Source organism: Aggregatilinea sp. (genome assembly GCF_036822615.1).
Lineage (GTDB): Bacteria > Chloroflexota > Anaerolineae > Aggregatilineales > Aggregatilineaceae > Aggregatilinea.
Genome location: NZ_DAISHJ010000003.1, coordinates 113,327 through 129,891, shown reverse-complemented (window position 1 = coordinate 129,891; position 16,565 = coordinate 113,327). Strand labels below are relative to the sequence as shown.

General features: G+C 62.1%; 16 protein-coding genes, 2 pseudogenes and 1 other annotated feature. Of the genes and pseudogenes, 15 read left to right on the top strand and 3 right to left on the bottom strand.

Annotation, left to right across the window (positions count from 1 at the left end; translation table 11 throughout):
* From sucC to lspA, 10 genes and pseudogenes are all read left to right on the top strand, one after another.
* Positions 1–314 (top strand): annotated as a pseudogene (gene sucC, locus V7116_RS02455) (succinate--CoA ligase subunit beta); the annotation flags it as partial.
* A gap of 15 nt (positions 315–329) precedes the next feature.
* Positions 330–1,184: a succinate--CoA ligase subunit alpha gene (gene sucD, locus V7116_RS02450; protein ID WP_324390055.1), complete on the top strand. Its 855-nt coding sequence runs from the start codon at positions 330–332 to the stop codon at positions 1,182–1,184.
* A 385-nt stretch (positions 1,185–1,569) separates the two neighbouring features.
* Positions 1,570–2,895 (top strand): sensor histidine kinase, encoded by a 1,326-nt coding sequence (locus V7116_RS02445; protein ID WP_324390054.1) that lies wholly within the window; start codon positions 1,570–1,572, stop codon positions 2,893–2,895.
* 75 nt (positions 2,896–2,970) lie between these two features.
* Positions 2,971–3,219 (top strand) — a binding site (T-box leader).
* Between the two features lie 41 nt (positions 3,220–3,260).
* Positions 3,261–3,773: a GNAT family N-acetyltransferase gene (locus tag V7116_RS02440; protein ID WP_324390052.1), complete on the top strand. Its 513-nt coding sequence runs from the start codon at positions 3,261–3,263 to the stop codon at positions 3,771–3,773.
* Between the two features lie 30 nt (positions 3,774–3,803).
* Positions 3,804–4,802: a tetratricopeptide repeat protein gene (locus tag V7116_RS02435; RefSeq protein ID WP_324390050.1), complete on the top strand. Its 999-nt coding sequence runs from the start codon at positions 3,804–3,806 to the stop codon at positions 4,800–4,802.
* Between the two features lie 11 nt (positions 4,803–4,813).
* Positions 4,814–5,278 carry a hypothetical protein gene (locus tag V7116_RS02430; RefSeq protein WP_324390048.1) on the top strand — a complete coding sequence of 155 codons (465 nt, stop codon included), beginning with the start codon at positions 4,814–4,816 and terminating at the stop codon, positions 5,276–5,278.
* A 3-nt stretch (positions 5,279–5,281) separates the two neighbouring features.
* Complete coding sequence (locus V7116_RS02425; RefSeq protein WP_324390047.1) at positions 5,282–5,773, top strand: hypothetical protein; 492 nt, start codon at positions 5,282–5,284, stop codon at positions 5,771–5,773.
* 143 nt (positions 5,774–5,916) lie between these two features.
* Positions 5,917–9,096, top strand: a complete 3,180-nt coding sequence (ileS, locus tag V7116_RS02420; protein WP_324390045.1) for an isoleucine--tRNA ligase — start codon at positions 5,917–5,919, stop codon at positions 9,094–9,096.
* A gap of 153 nt (positions 9,097–9,249) precedes the next feature.
* Positions 9,250–9,609: a TraR/DksA family transcriptional regulator gene (locus tag V7116_RS02415; RefSeq protein ID WP_324390044.1), complete on the top strand. Its 360-nt coding sequence runs from the start codon at positions 9,250–9,252 to the stop codon at positions 9,607–9,609.
* A gap of 2 nt (positions 9,610–9,611) precedes the next feature.
* On the top strand, positions 9,612–10,220 hold the full coding sequence (lspA, locus tag V7116_RS02410) for a signal peptidase II (protein WP_324390042.1): 609 nt from the start codon (positions 9,612–9,614) through the stop codon (positions 10,218–10,220).
* Between the two features lie 123 nt (positions 10,221–10,343).
* Here the strand turns inward: lspA and V7116_RS02405 are convergent, their stop codons facing one another.
* Positions 10,344–11,315 (bottom strand): aldo/keto reductase, encoded by a 972-nt coding sequence (locus V7116_RS02405; RefSeq protein ID WP_324390041.1) that lies wholly within the window; start codon positions 11,313–11,315, stop codon positions 10,344–10,346.
* Positions 11,316–11,520: 205 nt separating this feature from the next.
* On the opposite strand from V7116_RS02405, the gene hutU reads away from it, so the two are divergent.
* Both hutU and V7116_RS02395 read left to right on the top strand, forming a co-directional pair.
* Positions 11,521–13,173: a urocanate hydratase gene (hutU, locus tag V7116_RS02400; protein ID WP_324390040.1), complete on the top strand. Its 1,653-nt coding sequence runs from the start codon at positions 11,521–11,523 to the stop codon at positions 13,171–13,173.
* Between the two features lie 59 nt (positions 13,174–13,232).
* Positions 13,233–13,634: a roadblock/LC7 domain-containing protein gene (locus V7116_RS02395; RefSeq protein ID WP_324390037.1), complete on the top strand. Its 402-nt coding sequence runs from the start codon at positions 13,233–13,235 to the stop codon at positions 13,632–13,634.
* 9 nt (positions 13,635–13,643) lie between these two features.
* Here the strand turns inward: V7116_RS02395 and V7116_RS02390 are convergent, their stop codons facing one another.
* Positions 13,644–14,333 (bottom strand): FHA domain-containing protein, encoded by a 690-nt coding sequence (locus tag V7116_RS02390; protein WP_324390094.1) that lies wholly within the window; start codon positions 14,331–14,333, stop codon positions 13,644–13,646.
* A 78-nt stretch (positions 14,334–14,411) separates the two neighbouring features.
* Positions 14,412–14,480, bottom strand: a pseudogene (locus tag V7116_RS25705) (zinc-ribbon domain-containing protein); the annotation flags it as partial.
* Positions 14,481–14,817: 337 nt separating this feature from the next.
* Between V7116_RS25705 and V7116_RS02385 the strand changes: the two are divergent.
* From V7116_RS02385 to deoC, 3 genes are all read left to right on the top strand, one after another.
* Positions 14,818–15,414 (top strand): RNA polymerase sigma factor, encoded by a 597-nt coding sequence (locus tag V7116_RS02385; protein ID WP_324390035.1) that lies wholly within the window; start codon positions 14,818–14,820, stop codon positions 15,412–15,414.
* A complete protein-coding gene (locus V7116_RS02380; protein ID WP_324390033.1) occupies positions 15,401–15,763 on the top strand; it encodes a hypothetical protein in 363 nt (120 codons plus the stop codon). The genes V7116_RS02385 and V7116_RS02380 overlap by 14 nt, the downstream gene beginning before the upstream one ends.
* Before the next feature lie 74 nt (positions 15,764–15,837).
* Positions 15,838–16,542, top strand: a complete 705-nt coding sequence (gene deoC / locus V7116_RS02375) for a deoxyribose-phosphate aldolase (protein ID WP_349258395.1) — start codon at positions 15,838–15,840, stop codon at positions 16,540–16,542.
* The last annotated feature ends 23 nt before the right edge of the window (positions 16,543–16,565 follow it).

Sequence of the window (16,565 nt, the reverse complement as noted above, 5' to 3'; positions counted from 1 at the left end):
TCCTCGATATTGGCGGCGGCGCGAAGGCCGAGGAAGTGACGGCGGCCCTGCGCATCATCCTCGCCGATCCGAACGTGAAGGCGATCCTGTTCAACATTTTCGGCGGCATCACCCGCTGTGACGAAGTGGCGCGCGGCATCCTCGCGGCGCTGAACGAAATCGACGTGAGCTTGCCGATGGTGGTGCGGCTGGTGGGCACGAACGAGGCCGAAGGCCGCCGCCTGCTCGAAGAAGCGGCGCTTCCCAACATGACCACGGCGACGACTTTAACCGAAGCGGCTCAACAGGCCGTAGCAGCGGCACGCGGCGCGTAAGGGATAGAGACGACGATGGCAATTCTTGTCGATAGTAACACGAAATTATTGGTCCAGGGTATCACCGGGCGCGAAGGGCTGTTCCACACGGAGCAGATGATCGAGTATGGCACCAACGTCGTGGGCGGCGTGACGCCGGGCAAGGGTGGCGAGTGGGTGCTTGGCAAGCCGGTATTTGATACGGTGAAGGCCGCGCGCGAATCGACCGGAGCCAACGCCAGCATTATCTACGTTCCGGCGGCGTTCGCAGCGGACGCGATCTACGAATCGATCGATGCCGGGATCGACCTGATCGTGTGCATCACCGAGGGGCTGCCCGTGCGCGATATGATGCGCGTGCGCTCCCAGCTTGACCAGAGCAGCAGCCGTTTGATTGGGCCGAACTGTCCCGGTCTGCTGACGCCAGGGCAGGCGAAGGTCGGCATCATGCCGGGCCACATCGCCACGCCGGGGAATGTGGGCGTGGTATCGCGCAGCGGCACGCTGACGTACGAAGTGGTTTATGCGCTCACGCAGCGCGGCATCGGCCAATCGACGTGTGTGGGTATCGGCGGCGACCCGGTGAACGGCACCAACTTCATCGACGTGCTGGCGATGTTCGAGGACGATCCGCAGACCGAAAAGGTCGTGCTGATTGGTGAGATCGGCGGCACGGATGAGGAAAAAGCCGCTGCATTCATCGCCAGCCACATGACCAAGCCAGTCGTGGCGTTCATCGCTGGGCAGACTGCACCGCCCGGTCGTCGGATGGGCCACGCGGGCGCGATCGTTGAGGGAGGCGCGGGTACGGCGGCGGACAAGGTTGCCGCACTGCACTCAGCGGGTGTGAAGGTCGCCCAGCACCCCGAGCAAATCGCGGATCTGATCTGAATGAGTTTTCCCGGGTGGTCCGAAAGTGTGGGCCACCCGGTTTTTTTAATAGGTGTCCTGGCTGTAAGAGATTTATGTCAGATTTCTGGTTTAAGCTATAATGACAAGTTAATATCGCAACGATTAGCCAATCGAACGATAACGCACGAGTGCCGTCTACCTGCGATTGCCTCAAGTTGGGCGGCGAAACAAGTCAGCCGCGTGCGGGCTTCGGGCCGGAAGCCGGGACGTGGACGGTGGATGTGATAGCTACGTTCGTATATCGCGCAGCGGGAATACTGCGTGTATTGTTGGGGTGGTGGGCCACTATCAACTCATGAGCGAACGAAACTCCTCTCGCCCTCTTAGGTCTCCTCGGGCGCGGCGGGATCTGCTGATCGCTTTGGTGATTCTCGCCGTTATCTTTGTGCTGACGATTCGCTTCGACCTCTCGGAACGCGCACAGGACTGGACAGCACAACATGAAGGCTGGGAGCTTGATGAGATCTTTGTCTTGTCGCTCGCAGCATCCGTGGTGATGGGGATCTATGCGTGGCGGCGCATGAGTGACTTTCAGCACGAGGCCGAACAACGCGCGATCGTAGAGCAGTCTCTGCGCGAAAGCGAGCGGCGGTACCGCGCTATTGCCGAGGACCAGCTTGAGTATATTTATCGGTTTCGCCCCGATGGCACGACGCTGTATGCGAACGAAAGCTGCCTTCAATTTTTGCACATGAGGGCTGAGGATTTGCCCAGCACGTTGTTCCGGCCTGAGGCATGGGGACAGTACCGGGACGAGATTCTGGAGAAGCTGGCTGCTCTGGAAAAAGGCGATCAAAACGCCACGTTTACGCATTCGTTGACGCAAGACGGCGAAGTGCGCTGGTACGAGTGGACGATCCGGGTGATCCGTTCCGATTCGGGCGATACCGTCGAGTATCAGGCCGTTGGGCGCGACATCACCGAGCGCAAGCGCGCGCAGAAGCAAGAGCTTCAGCTCGCTCTTGAGCGCGAAAAAGTTGCCATGCTGAGCGGTTTTATCCGCGACGCGTCGCACGAGTTCCGTACGCCGTTGGCTGTGATCAGCGCCGGGCTGGATCTGGCCGAGCACCTCAGCGCGCGTGGTGAAAACATTGGCGGGCAGGTCCACGTGCTTCAGGAGCAGGTGACCTATCTGAGCGGGTTGGTTAATGCGCTGTTGACGATGTCACACCTGGATACGGTGTGGACCTTTAACCCCGATCTGCGCGATTTGAACGCGGTTGTGAATGGCGCGGTGGATCGCGTGCAGGCCGACGCAGACGCAAAACATCAGACACTCAAGATCGATCTGGCGGACGAGCTGCCCCCGGTAGGCATGGATGCCGAGGTGCTCAGGCAGGCGCTGGTCAATATCCTGCAAAATGCGGTGATTTATACGCCTGAAGGCGGCACGATTAAGGTTCGGACGTTCCGGCGCGATGAGTATGCCGTGGCCGAAGTACGGGATACGGGGGTTGGAATCGATCCGGCCAGCCTGCCGCTCATTTTCGAGCGCTTCTACCGCGCCGACCCGGCACGCACGGGCCGCCATGCCGGGATGGGACTGGCGATCGCCAAGCGCATCATCGAAGCACACAGCGGCCAGATCGAGGTCGAGAGTTTCCCCGGCAGCGGCAGTGTGTTTCGCGTCGTGCTGCCCCTGCCGATTCAGGTCGAGGCGGGGCCAACCGGGTTGAAGGTGTTCGTATAGTCATTCCTCCCGTACGAACTCGCTCTGGCAGGGGTCGATCTTGACCGGAGAAGGGCTGTATGGTATCCTTCGCTGTGACAGGCGAAGACAGAAACGAGTACGCCTCAGCCTAACGATCAGCGAGCCTGGGAACGGTGCGAGCCGGGCACAGCAGGCGGGCGGAAAATCCTTCTCGAGCTGTGCGCCGAACGCGGCTGCGGTCGCCAGTAAGCGTCACCGGGTGGTCCCCGTTATCCGACCAGGCCATGGTTGTGGCTGTTGAGCGTCCCGGCGGCTGCCGGGAAACAAGGGTGGTACCGCGAGAGCTAAACTCCCGTCCCTTATTGGTGGATGGGGGTTTTTTGTTTTGTGGTCCAGGGGAGACGATGCGGACTTCGCAGATCAGTGAACACGTTATCCGGCCCGTTCAGGTTCAGGACGAAGCGGCCATAGCGCGGTTGTGGCAGGCGCTCTCCGATTATCACGTGCGATTGGACCCGCGCATGCCGATTCCCGCCCAAGGTGCAGCCGGGCGGTACGCCGCGCGTCTGGTGGAAAGCCGCGACGATCCGAAGACGTGCACCCTTGTAGCCGAAGTAGACGGCGAAGCCGTCGGGTTCGCGTTGGGCGCGATCATCACGCTTCATCCTGACCTGTTCGTGCCGGTCGAATCCGGGTACATCGCGGACGTCTATGTGGACCGGCGTTTCCGGCGGCGCGGGCTGGCACGCGATCTGGTGACGGCGCTCACCGAGTGGTTCCATGCCAACGGCGCGGCCCACATCGAATGGCAGGTCGCGGCGGCGAATTCGGCGGGCATCCGCTTCTGGGAAGCGATGGGTGGCCTTGCGACGATGGTGCGCATGCGCATGGAGCCGGAAGACGGCGACAGCCGCTGATCGCTGGGCTGTAAGCGAGGATAGTGAACCGTGCTGCGAGAAGTTGTACGCTGGCTTGGACCCCACCGCACCCGTCTGATAGCGGCGCTGCTGATTGGTACGGGCGCGCTCATGCTCGGTTTTCAGGTCGCCTATTCGGGCGCGGACTGGCTGGCCCAGGTGCAGATCGGGTTGGTCTGGCTGTTTGTCGCTGGGCTGATGGTGGTGGTCAGCACGCAGATCAACGTTCGCGTCCGGCGGCGCTTCTGGACGTCTGTGGGGCCGGGGCTGGTGCTGCTGGCGTTGGGGATTTTTATCCCCGACTATGCCGTCTTTTTTGCGGGCGGCGGTTTCGGCTGGCTGATCATCGCGCCGATCATCCTGCGCACGCACGTCCGTATGGAGTACCAGCAGGCGATCCGTCACATGCGCCACGGTGAGCTGGACGAGGCGATCGCCGTGATGGACGAGCTGGTGCAAACCGAGCCGGACGATCCTGAGCACTACCAGTTCCGCGCCGATCTGCACCGGCTGGCGAACCATCCGGAGAAGGCGCAGCAGGATTACGAGCAGGTGATCCGCCTCGATCCCGACTCGGCGTCGGGCTACATTGGCCTGTCCGAAGTGCGCGCCCAGTCCGGCGATTTTGAGGCGGCACGCGCGCCGGCGCAGCAGGCCGTCGAGCACGATCCGCAGAGCTGGCTGCCTGCGTACAACCTCGGCATGATCGAGGATCGTCTGGATGATCCGGCGCAGGCCGTGGAGCACTTGCAGGCGGCGCTGAAAGCCGGGCTACCGCACCGCCGTTATCATGTGTTGGTCCGCCTGTGGCTAGCGCGCAGCTACGTGCGCCTGGGCCAGCGCGAGGAAGCCGGGCGGCAGGTCGAAGCGCTGCGGGCCGCGCGCGAGGCGTTGAACGATTGGAACCTTGTATTTGAGAGTGAGCAGGCGGCTCTGCTGCGTGCGCTGATGGAGCCGGACGTCCGGTTGGCCGAACGGCTCGTGCAGGGCAGCGCCGGGCTGGAAGTGCTGGAGCGGTTTGAGGAATGAGCGAACGGGTCATGGACGACTCTGGACCGCGATTCAATGCAGTGCGTATTGCTCTGGGCGTGGCCGCGCTGGTGGTCGTGCTGGCGGTGGCTGCCGTGGCCGGATACTTTTATGCGCGCTGGAGCAGGAGCCAGCCGCTCGATCTGGACGTGTTTCCCGGCGCGGTCAAGACGATCGACGAGGAGGTCGCGGGCGGCCAGGATCACCAGCAGTATGCGGTGGTCGCGCCGGTGTCCGAAGTCGAGCATTTTTACACCCGGCAGGATCTGACCTGCCAGCCGCAGTATGCGTCCGTCTCGACGGGCGAATCGGGGGATCTGGTCCGCGAGGGTTATCTCTACACGCGCTGTCTGGCCGACCGCTCGCTGTTGGGCTTCACGCAGTATTCCGTGATCCTTATCCAGCCGCAGTACGATCCGGCGCAGGCATCTTCGGGCGAAGTGGTCGTTGACGTGCAGCGTTACTGGGACGATTGACACATGAGCGATCTGAGCGGCGAACAGGATTCTGTGGTGGCAGAGGCGGAAGAATCATCATCGCGGCAGTTTCCGTTGTGGCTGGCGCTGGTGATCGGCGTCGCGGCGCTGGCGCTGGCGGCGCTGGTGTTGGTGAGTGTCGTGCCGACGCTCTACGATCTGGTGTTTCCGCTGAAGGCCCCGCTGCCGGAAGGCGTGGAGGAAGTCGAGCACGCCAAGCCGGAGCACGACGCGGAATATTGGATTTACCGCACGTCGATGTCCGGGCCAGATGTAGCTGCGTTTTTCGAAGAGCAGGGCAGCGAGTGCCAGTATATGGCGACCCTGGGCGAAAGCAGCTTTGATACCAGTTCTGGCGTGCGTACCGTTGCGCACTGCCTGGGCACGAAAAAGAGCGGTGAGCAAACGGTATCGTGGGAAGTTTACATCGCGGACGGGTACCCCGACGATCAGGGACCGACCCGCTTCAGGTTTTACAAGTACAGCTTAAACTAGGCCGTTACTACGGCCCACCGGAGGAGGTGCACCCGTGGCGACAGGGACGACTCGGCCCGCGCTGCGCACGATTGGGGGTTCGGGCAGCTAGCGAGACCTTCACCGACGATTGACGGCTAACCTGGACCATTTCAGGAGGATGCATGTTCAAACCTGTAACATCGAAGATCGACATCGAAGCGCTGGAACGCGAGCAGCTTGACTTCTGGCGTGACAAAGAAGTCTTCCGCCGCTCGATGGACGAGCGCAAGGGTGGGGAGCGCTACGTGTTCTACGAGGGGCCGCCCACGGCCAACGGGCGTCCTGGCACGCATCACGTGCTGGCGCGTGCGTTCAAGGACATGTTCCCGCGCTATCACACCATGAACGGCGCTTACGTGCTGCGTAAGGGCGGTTGGGATACGCACGGCCTGCCCGTGGAGATCGAAGTCGAAAAGGAACTCGGCTTCACGCATAAGCACGAGATCGAAGAGTACGGCATCGCCAAGTACAACGAGAAGTGCCGCGACAGCGTGTTCCGTTACATTGACCAGTGGGAGAAGCTCACCGAGCGCATCGCCTATTGGGTCGATCTGGATGACGCGTACGTGACCTTCAAGAACGAATACATCCAGAGCGTGTGGTGGATCCTGCGCCAGTTCTGGGACAAGGACCTGCTGTACGAGGGGCACAAAGTCGTGCCCTACTGCGCGCGCTGCGGTACGCCGCTGAGCAGCCATGAGGTCGCGCAGGGCTACGAGGAAGTGTCTGATCCCAGCGCGTTCGTGCGCTTCGCCGTCAAGGACCAGCCGGGCGTGTTCTTCCTGGCCTGGACCACGACGCCCTGGACGCTGCCCGGCAACGTCGCGCTGGCCGTAGGCCGTAACGTGGACTACGTGATGGTCGAGGGTCCGGCGGCGAAGGGCGACGGCACGGAACGCCTGATCCTGGCGAAAGCGCGCATGTCGGCGCTGACGCACCCGGAGCAGTACACCGTCGTGCAGGAGATGAAGGGCGCCGATCTGCTTGGCATGCACTACGAGCCGCTCTACAAGTTCCTGCCCGTCGAGCAGGACTACGCTTACGTGATCCACGGCGACTTCGTGAGCACCGAGGACGGTTCCGGCATCGTGCACATCGCGCCTGCATTCGGTGCGGACGACATGGATGTGGGCAAGGCCAACAACCTGCCCGTGTTGATGACCGTCCAGCCGAACGGTACGTTCGTGAACGAGGTCGAGCCGTGGGCGGAGACCTGGGTCAAGGACGCCGATCCGTTGATCCTGGCCGAGCTGAAGGATCGCGGCCTGCTCTATAAGACCGAGCTGTACACGCATAACTATCCGTTCTGCTGGCGCTGCCACACGCCGCTGCTGTACTACGCCCGCAAGACGTGGTACATCGCCACGACGCGCTACCGCCAGCAGTTGGTCGATCTCAACCAGACGATCAACTGGGTGCCGTCGCACATCAAGGACGGGCGTTTCGGCAACTGGCTCGACGACGTGCGCGACTGGGCGCTGGGGCGCGAGCGCTATTGGGGCACGCCGCTGCCCGTGTGGCGCTGCGAGAATCCCGACTGCGACCACATGCACTGCATCGGCAGCGTCGCCGAGCTGCAAGAGCTGGCCGGGCGCGATCTGTCCGAGCTGGATCTGCACCGGCCCTATGTGGACGAAGTGACCTTCCCCTGCACGAAGTGCGGCGGAACCATGCACCGCGTGCCGGAGCTGATCGACGTCTGGTTCGACAGCGGCTCGATGCCGTACGCGCAGTGGGGTTATCCGTTCAAGAACCAGGAGATGTTCGCGGAGCAGTATCCGGCGGACTACATCTGCGAAGCGGTCGATCAGACGCGCGGCTGGTTCTACAGCCTGCACGCGATCAGCACCATGCTCAACGAGCAGGTGAGCTTCAAAAACGTGATCTGCCTGGGGCACATCCTGGACGAAGACGGCAAGAAGATGTCCAAGAGCCTTGGCAACATCGTCGAGCCGTGGAGCGTGCTGGACAAATACGGAGCCGACGCCTTCCGCTGGTACATGTATACCGCAGGCCCGCCCGGCGACCCGCGCCGCTTCTCGGTCGAGCTGGTGGGCGAGGTGGTGCGCAACTTCACGCTGACGCTGTGGAACGTCTACAGCTTCTTCGTGACTTACGCCAACATCGACGGCTTCGATCCGAAGGCGGCCCAGGTGCCGGTTGCGGACCGCGATCTGCTGGATCGCTGGATCCTGAGCGAGCTGCACAGCCTTGTGCGCGACGTGACGCAGGCTTTCGAGGACTACGACGCGCCGGGCGCGACCCGTCCGATCGAGGACTTCGTGAACCGGCTGAGCAACTGGTATCTGCGCCGGTCGCGCCGCCGCTTCTGGAAGTCGGAGAGCGACACGGACAAGCTGGCCGCCTACCAGACGCTCTACGAATGTCTGGCGACGGTCGCCAAGCTGCTCGCGCCGACCATGCCGTTCCTGTCCGAATCGCTGTACCGCAATCTGGTCGCCGGGGTGGATCCCGACGCGCCGGAGAGCGTGCACCTTGCCTTCTGGCCGGAGACGGGTACGGACTACATCGATCAGAAGGTTATGGACGACATGCGTTTGGCGCAGCGTCTGGTCAGCCTGGGGCACGCCGCGCGTAACAGCGCCAACCTCAAGGTGCGCCAGCCGCTCGCGGAAGCCGTGTTCGTCGTGCGGACGGACGCGGAACGCAGCGCAGTGCGCGCGCTGAACAGCACGATCGCGGACGAGCTGAACGTCAAGGCGCTGCGCGTGGCGGATTCGGCCAGCGATATGGTGCAGTACAGCCTGAATCCGCTGCCGATGGTCCTCGGTCGCGCCCTGAAGGGCGACTTTCCGAGGGTCCAGAAGGCCCTGCGCGAAGGCGCGCCGGAGGATGTGGATCGCTGGGCGAAGGCGCTGCTGGCCGGGGAAAACATCGACGTGACCGTGGACGGCAAGACCTTCACCGTGACGCCAGAGCAGTGCGAAGTCGTGCAGTCGGCGGCGGAAGGCTACGCCGTGGCCGAGGAGTACGGTTACCTGACCGCGCTCTCGACTGTGCTGACCGACGATCTGGTGCAGGAGGGCATGGCGCGCGAGGTGATCCGCCGCGTGCAGTCCATGCGTAAGGATGCCGATTTCGAGCTGGTCGATCACATCACCGTGGCCTATCAGGCGACCGACCGTCTGGGCGCTGCGATTAAGGCGTTTGCGGACGCGATCCGGCGCGAAACGCTGGCCGATACACTCGATGAGGCTTCGCCCTCGGACGGCATGTATCAGGCTGAGTTCGAGTTCGATGGCGAAACCGTGACTCTGGGCGTGAAGCGCGTCAGCGCCTAGCCCGTCATCCTGACTGGATACAGAAGCGGGCCGTTCCCTCATTCGGGGAGCGGCCCTTGTTCATTCTGACCGGGGTGCAATGTTGCCGCGTGTGGGTCGGATTCGCTAAAATGGACTGGTTCGTACGTATCACATTGATGGGACGAGGCTACCATGACGACGACCAAAGCAGAACTTCAGGGCGTCTTGATTGGCCTACAGGCCGAGCTTGAGCAGACCGTCGTGCAGCTGGAAGCGGCGGATGAACTCGACGATCCCGGCACCGGGTATACTAACCACCAGGCTGATCATGCGACCATCGTGTTCGATCAAACGGTGAACGCCTCGACGCTGAATGCGATGCGGACGCGCTTGCGCCAAGTTGGCGAGGCGCTTGATCGCTGCGCGGAGGGGACCTACGGGATCTGCGAGGAGTGTGGCAACGAGATCGACATTGCGCGGCTCGAAGCGATCCCCTATACGCCGTTATGCTTGCGCTGCGCCGAAGCGCGCGATTATCGCGCCAGGGTTTAGGTATGGTTGATCTCCACCACGATCCCGTCGAGTCCGCACCCGCCAAACGCGGTGCGGTGGGCTACTGGCTGCTGCTGGCGCTTGTGGTGCTGCTGGTCATCGGCCTGGATCAGCTCACCAAGCGGTATGTAGCCGCGCATCTCGCCCCCTATGACTCGTGGATGCCCATTAAGGCCATCGAGCCATATTTCCGGTTCACGCACGTGCACAATACGGGCGCGGCATTCGGAATTTTCCCCGGCGGCGGCGGCGTGTTTCTGGCGATCGCGCTGGTGGTTTCCACTGCGATCATCTATTTCTACAGTCACCTCATCGGCCCGCAGATCCTGGTCCGCATTTCGCTGGGGATGCAGATGGGCGGCGCGCTGGGCAACGTGGTGGATCGGCTCCGCCAGGGTTACGTGATTGACTTCTTCCACGTCGAACACTGGCCGGTGTTTAACATCGCTGACAGTGCGATTGTCGTCGGCGTGATCCTGCTGGCGTTCGAGATGTGGCGCCTCGATCGCCGCGAACAGGCTGCTGCGCGTGCGGCTGCCGCTTCTGCGCCCGCGCCGGAGTCCGATCCCCATCCTGACACGCATCCCGACAAAAAGTCGATTTACGGGTAGTTGTTCCCCGTCCCCTGACTGGATGGTGGAAATCGCTCACAGTCTATCTGTGACAGGAATAACTCGCCCCTACAGAAGCCTCTGTAGGGGCGAGTGTTGGTTCTGGTTACTGAAAACTGCGTCTTACCACGCGTACGCTTCGGGCGCGGTCCCACCGGGACCGGGCCAGATTTCGTCCAGCCGCTTGAGCTGATCCTCTGAGAACTTGATGTCCAGCGCGCGCAGACTGCCCGTAAGCTGCTCCATCGTGCGCGGGCCGATGATCGGTGCGGTGACGGCGGGTTGGTGCAGCAGCCATGCCAGCGCTACATCGGCGGGTTGTTCTTCCATCTCGTCACAGAACGCCTCGTAGGCCTCGATCTGCGGGCGGAGCCGTTCGATTTCCTTCTGCGAGCGTTCAGAGGAACGGCGGCCCTCTTCGATCTTCTTCAGCACGCCGCCGAGGATGCCGCCCTTAAGCGGGCTCCACGGGATGATCCCCAGCCCTAGCGACTCGCACGCCGGGGCGACTTCCAGCTCGATCATGCGATCCGCAAGGTTGTACAGGCTCTGCTCGCTGACCAGTCCCAGGAAGTGCCGCGCCTTGGCTTCGTAATTCGCCTGCGTGATGTGCCACCCGGCAAAGTTGCTGCTGCCCACGTAGAGCACTTTGCCCGCCTGCACGAGCTGTTCCATCGCCTGCCAGATTTCGTCCCACGGCGTATTGCGATCGACGTGGTGCATCTGGTACAGGTCGATGTGATCCGTTTGCAGGCGGCGCAGGCTCTCGTCGCAGGCGCGCTTGATGTGGTACGCGGAGAGTTTCGACTCGTTCGGCCAGTCACCCATCTCACCGTAGACTTTTGTGGCGATGACGATCTTCTCGCGGCGACCGCCGCCCTGCGCCAGCCAGCGCCCGATGATCTGTTCGGTGACCCCTTCGCCCCGCTTCCAACCGTAAACGTTGGCCGTGTCGAAGAAGTTGATGCCCAAATCCAGGGCCTTGTCCATGATGGCGTAGCTGTCCGGCTCGGTGGTTTCCGGGCCAAAGTTCATCGTACCCAAACAGAGCCGGCTGACCCGTAAGCCAGTGCGTCCGAGATATGTATAGTCCATGCGATGTGCCTCCAGGTGATGCAATGTGATGTGAAATTAAGGGGATATTGAGTGTGTTCACATACTTTGATTATGGCGATCTCAAATCGAGTTTACCACTTAGAGCGCGCTCGAAGTCAACCAATAACTTGTGTCCGCCTGCTATTTTGGAATGGGGATGCTAGAATAAAGAGGACTGTGAACCGCCTCACATGTGGAGGTTAGTATGGCGCGCGTCATTCGTGCCCCTCGCGGCACAACGATTAGTTGCAAGGGTTGGCAGCAGGAAGCCGCCCTGCGCATGTTGATGAATAATCTTGATCCAGATGTTGCGAAAGATCCTGAGAACTTAATTATTTACGGTGGACGGGGGCGAGCAGCCCGCAGTTGGGACGCGTTCGAGGCGATCATTGCCGCGCTGCGCGACCTCGAAAACGACGAAACGCTCCTGGTCCAGTCGGGTAAGCCCGTTGCGGTATTCAAAACGCACCTCGACGCCCCCCGCGTGTTGATCGCCAACTCGAACCTCGTGCCGCACTGGGCCACGCAGGAACACTTCGACGATTTGGAGCGGCGTGGGTTGATCATGTACGGCCAGATGACCGCCGGATCGTGGATTTACATCGGCACGCAGGGCATCTTGCAGGGCACGTACGAAACGCTCGGATCGCTGGCGCAGCAGCAGGGCTGGCCCAGCCTCAAGGGAAAGCTCGTGCTGACCGCCGGATTGGGCGAGATGGGCGGCGCGCAGCCGCTCGCCGTCACCATGAATGAGGGCGTCGCGCTCATCGTGGAGGCCGATCCGCACATGGCCGAGCGCCGCCTGCGGATGCGTTACGTGGACGAGGTATCCACCGATCTGGAAGACGCGCTCGACCGCGTGCTGGCCGCCAAAGAACGCGGCGAACCGCTGTCGGTGGGGTTGATCGGTAACGCGGCGGACATCTTCCCCCGGCTGGTGAAGATGAACGTCATCCCCGACGTCGTGACCGACCAGACGTCTGCGCACGACGCCATGTCCTACTATCCGCATAATCTGCCGCTCGACGACGCGCTTGCCCTGCGCGACTCTGATCCGGAGGAGTTCAAGCGCCGCGCCTACCGCGCGATGGCCGTACACTGCCAGGCGATGCTCGACTTTCAGGCGCGCGGTTCGGTCGTGTTCGATTACGGCAACAACCTGCGCCAGCGCGCCTATGACGAGGGCGTGCTCAACGCGTTCGATTATCCCGGCTTTGTCCCGGCCTATATCCGCCCATTGTTTTGCGAGGGTAAGGGGCCGTTCCGTTGGGTCGCGCTCTCCGGCGATCCGCAGGACATCCATCGCACCGATCAGGCGATCCTCGACCTGTTCCCTGAAGACGAGCACCTCGCGCGCTGGATCAAAATGGCCCAGGAGCGCGTCGAGTTCCAGGGCTTGCCTGCACGCATCTGCTGGTTGGGCTATGGCGAGCGGGCGCGGGCCGGGCTGGCGTTCAACGAGCTGGTTGCCTCCGGTGAAGTCAGCGCGCCGATCGTGATCGGGCGCGATCACCTGGATGCCGGATCGGTTGCGTCACCGAACCGTGAAACGGAAGGGATGCGCGACGGTACGGATGCCGTGTCTGACTGGCCGATCCTCAACGCGCTGATCAACGCCGTCGGGGGGGCGACGTGGGTGAGCTTCCACCATGGCGGCGGTGTCGGCATTGGCTACAGCCAGCACGCGGGGCAGGTGATCGTGGCGGACGGGACGCCGGAAGCGGCGCGCCGCCTGGAGCGTGTTTTGACGACCGATCCGGGTATGGGTGTGGTGCGGCACGCGGATGCGGGGTACCCCGAAGCGATTGCGGCGGCACAACGTCACGGGATCAAGATTCCGATGCTTAAAGGAACGTAGCACCGAACGGGCTGGTATCCACCACAGGGGCCGGTGGGCGGACACAGGGGAGCGACTGCATGATAAAGGAATATCGGAGTCAGATGCTGGAGCGCACGCTGCGCAAAATGCATGCGGCGGTGCCCGGCATCATCGCGTCGGTGATCGTAAACAATGATGGGTTGTTGGTGGCGTCCTATCCATCCGGTGACGACGACGAATCGATCGATAACCCGACGGGCACGCCCCAGGTTGCGGCGATGGCTGCGACCCTGATGGGCTTGGCCGAACGCACGTTGCGCCGGTTGGAGCAGGGGCACCTGAGCCGCCTTGTGCTGGAATCGGAAGAGGGGATCATGATCATTTATCCCGCCGATCGTGCCGCACTGGCGGTACTGGTTCGGCGGGATGTCAAGCCCGGTCGGGTTCTCTATGCGGCGTCGCGTGCCCGTGCAGAGGTGATCGAAACACTGGGCGGCTGAGCGGCGCGCTTAGCTGTGTTTGTCTTCGTCTTTGGTTGACTTCGAGGCCGTGTCCTGGCTGTCTTTCCGTGCTGGAGGCCGGGACGCGGTCAGCCCTCCGGTTCGGGGCAGGTGAATGCCTCCCGACAGCGGAACGCTGTCCACGGGACGCGGCGCGGCTGGTGGGCGGGGCAGCGTACCCGTGTCTTTGCGGATGCTGCTCGTTGGCAGGTTCGTCGTCGTGTGCAGCGGCGGCGGTGCCGGATGGGCAGGCGCGGCAGTTGGCGCGGGCGGTGCCGAGGGCGGCAGGATCGCCGTTTGCGACTCCACCAGCGGTGCGTTAGTGCGTCCCCCTGCCGGATCGAAAAAAACGCGCACGACCATTTGCCCCAGGCGGATCTCGTCCCCGTCGCGGATGCGGTAGGGCCGGTGTGCGCTCAGGCGCTGGCCGTTCAGAAACGTGCCGTTGCTGCTGCCCAGATCCCACAGGTCGAGCGTGCTTTCGTCACCGTGGCGAATGGCCGCGTGACGGCGGCTGACACCCATCCGGTAGCCCGCGAAGGGGGTCAGGTCGATATCGGGCATGCTGCCGGTTGCCGGATCGCGGCGGCCAAAAATCGTCTCCGCTTTCGGGTTGAGCAGAACAGGATCGGGACTGCCTTCAATTTCCAGGCGCAAGGTATCCTCGGGCGCGAAGTTCTCGGGACCCTGAATTTTCACATTTAGCAAGACGCTTGCATCAATATTGGCGCGGGCAGATTCAAGAGATTTGGTGCTCAGCGACGCGCCGCTCAAGTTCGTTCCACAGTTTTCGCAGAACACCACGCCGGGGCGATTTTGATGCCCGCAGTTTGGACATGACTGCATTCAACACCCCCAAAACACTCTCTGCGCCGGACAATCAGCGCACAAAGTGCAAAATACCCATTTCCCCTTGAGCATTTCGCAAATCGTTTTATAATCTTAGGACATATTGTCCAGATATGCTACTGTTCTCGATTATTTTTTATCTTATTTTCATGGGCGAGACCGCGCATCGAGTCGCGGTATATTTGTTTAGGTGGTTGTTCGGCGCGCGGCGAATCGCTCCCCCCAACGCGCCGGATGTATATTTATCCCCGCCGCCTTACCTCGACTCACTCTGAGTTGCGTGCCGGTCAATTGGGTGGATAATGCGATAAAGACGGACAAACGGAGATCCTTCATGCTTGATACAACTGATAGGCTGCCCGACGACAAAGAACTGATTGAACGCCTTCAGCAAGCGGATCTAGATGCCTTGGGCCAGCTTTTCGAGCGCTATCGTACGCGCGTTTACCGTACGGCCCTGGCGATTGTCCACGAACCGCAAGTCGCGGAAGATATCCTTCAAGATTGTTTCCTCAAGGTCTATCTTAACGCCGCGCGCATCGATCCTACCCGCCCGCTGGCCCCCTGGCTCTACCGCGTCACGGTGAACCTGAGCTATACGTGGCTGTCTCGCGGGAAAGGCCGCCGCACGCCCATCGATCATGTCGTTGACTATCTGGTGAGCCCGATGGGCCACGCGCCCGATCGGGTTGCGGAACAGGTCGAGATGCGCCAGAAGGTGCGCGAGGCGATCGCGGATCTCAACATCGACCAGCGCGTCGTGATCGTGCTCTATTACCTGAATAACCTGAACCTGCAGGCCATTTCCGAGATCCTCGATTTGCCGGTGGGAACGGTGAAATCACGCCTGTACTACGCACGCGAAAATCTGCGGAGCAAGCTGGGACCGAACGTGGCCTGGCTCCCGGAGGTTGCTCATGGGTATATCTAACATCAGTCGTTTGCTGCATCTCTTCCAATCGTCCGCGCCCGCGCCGGATCTGGGATTCGATGCTCTGATCCGCGAGGCGTTGTGCTGCGATCTGGCCGAAGGACCGTCATCGGGAACCTGGGACCGGCTGCGCATGTCCATCATGGACCGTGGACGGATGCACCGGAACGGGATGTGGCTGCTGGACGAGCCGTTCCGCGATCCGCCCGAACCGGTGCGCTTGTCTGACCACCAGCTTGCCCGCGCCCGGTCTCTGCACGACGTGCGGACGGAGGATTTACGCCGCCAGGGGCGTGAGCTGGTCTGGAGCCAGTTGATGCCGCCCTTTGCCGTCTTGTTGAACGTTTAGCTGTTTTTTCGCCGCACGGCGTTTGCTGCCGTTGCCGTAAAGAGGCTGTCGTGACAACCGAATCTTTGCCCAAGCTGGATGCGGAGCAGGTCGCGCGCTTGATCGACCACACGCTGCTGAAACCCGAAGCGACCCGCGCTCAAATCGAAACCCTGTGCGGCGAGGCGCGCCGTTACCGTTTTGCGTCGGTGTGCGTCAATCCGTCCTATGTACGCCTGTCCGCGGAGCTGCTGGACGATCTGCCGGATGTCGAGGTTTGCACGGTGATTGGCTTTCCGCTCGGCGCGACTACGCCGGAATCCAAGGCGTTTGAAGCGCGTCAGGCGCTCGCCAATGGGGCCACCGAAGTCGATATGGTTTTGAACGTGGGCGCGCTGAAGTCGCAGGATTACGATCTTCTGCGCCGCGACATCGAAGCGGTGGTCGAAGTGGCGCACAGCGGCAACGCGCTCTGCAAGGTGATCCTCGAAACCGTCCTGCTGACCGACGACGAGAAGGAAATTGCGTGCCGCATCGCCCAGGAGGCGAGCGCGGACTTCGTGAAGACGTCGACCGGGTTTGGTGGGGGCGGCGCAACGGAAGCCGACATTGCCCTGATGCGGCGCGTAGTAGGGCCGGACATGGGCGTTAAGGCATCCGGCGGCATCCGTTCCTACGAGGACGTGCAAAAAATGGTGGCTGCGGGCGCAACGCGCATCGGGGCCAGCGCAGGCGTGAAAATCGTGGAAGAAGCACGCGGCGGGGCGTCGCCTTCGCCCGCTGATGGCGGAACGTATTAACCTCTGCGCCTGATTTTGCCCGC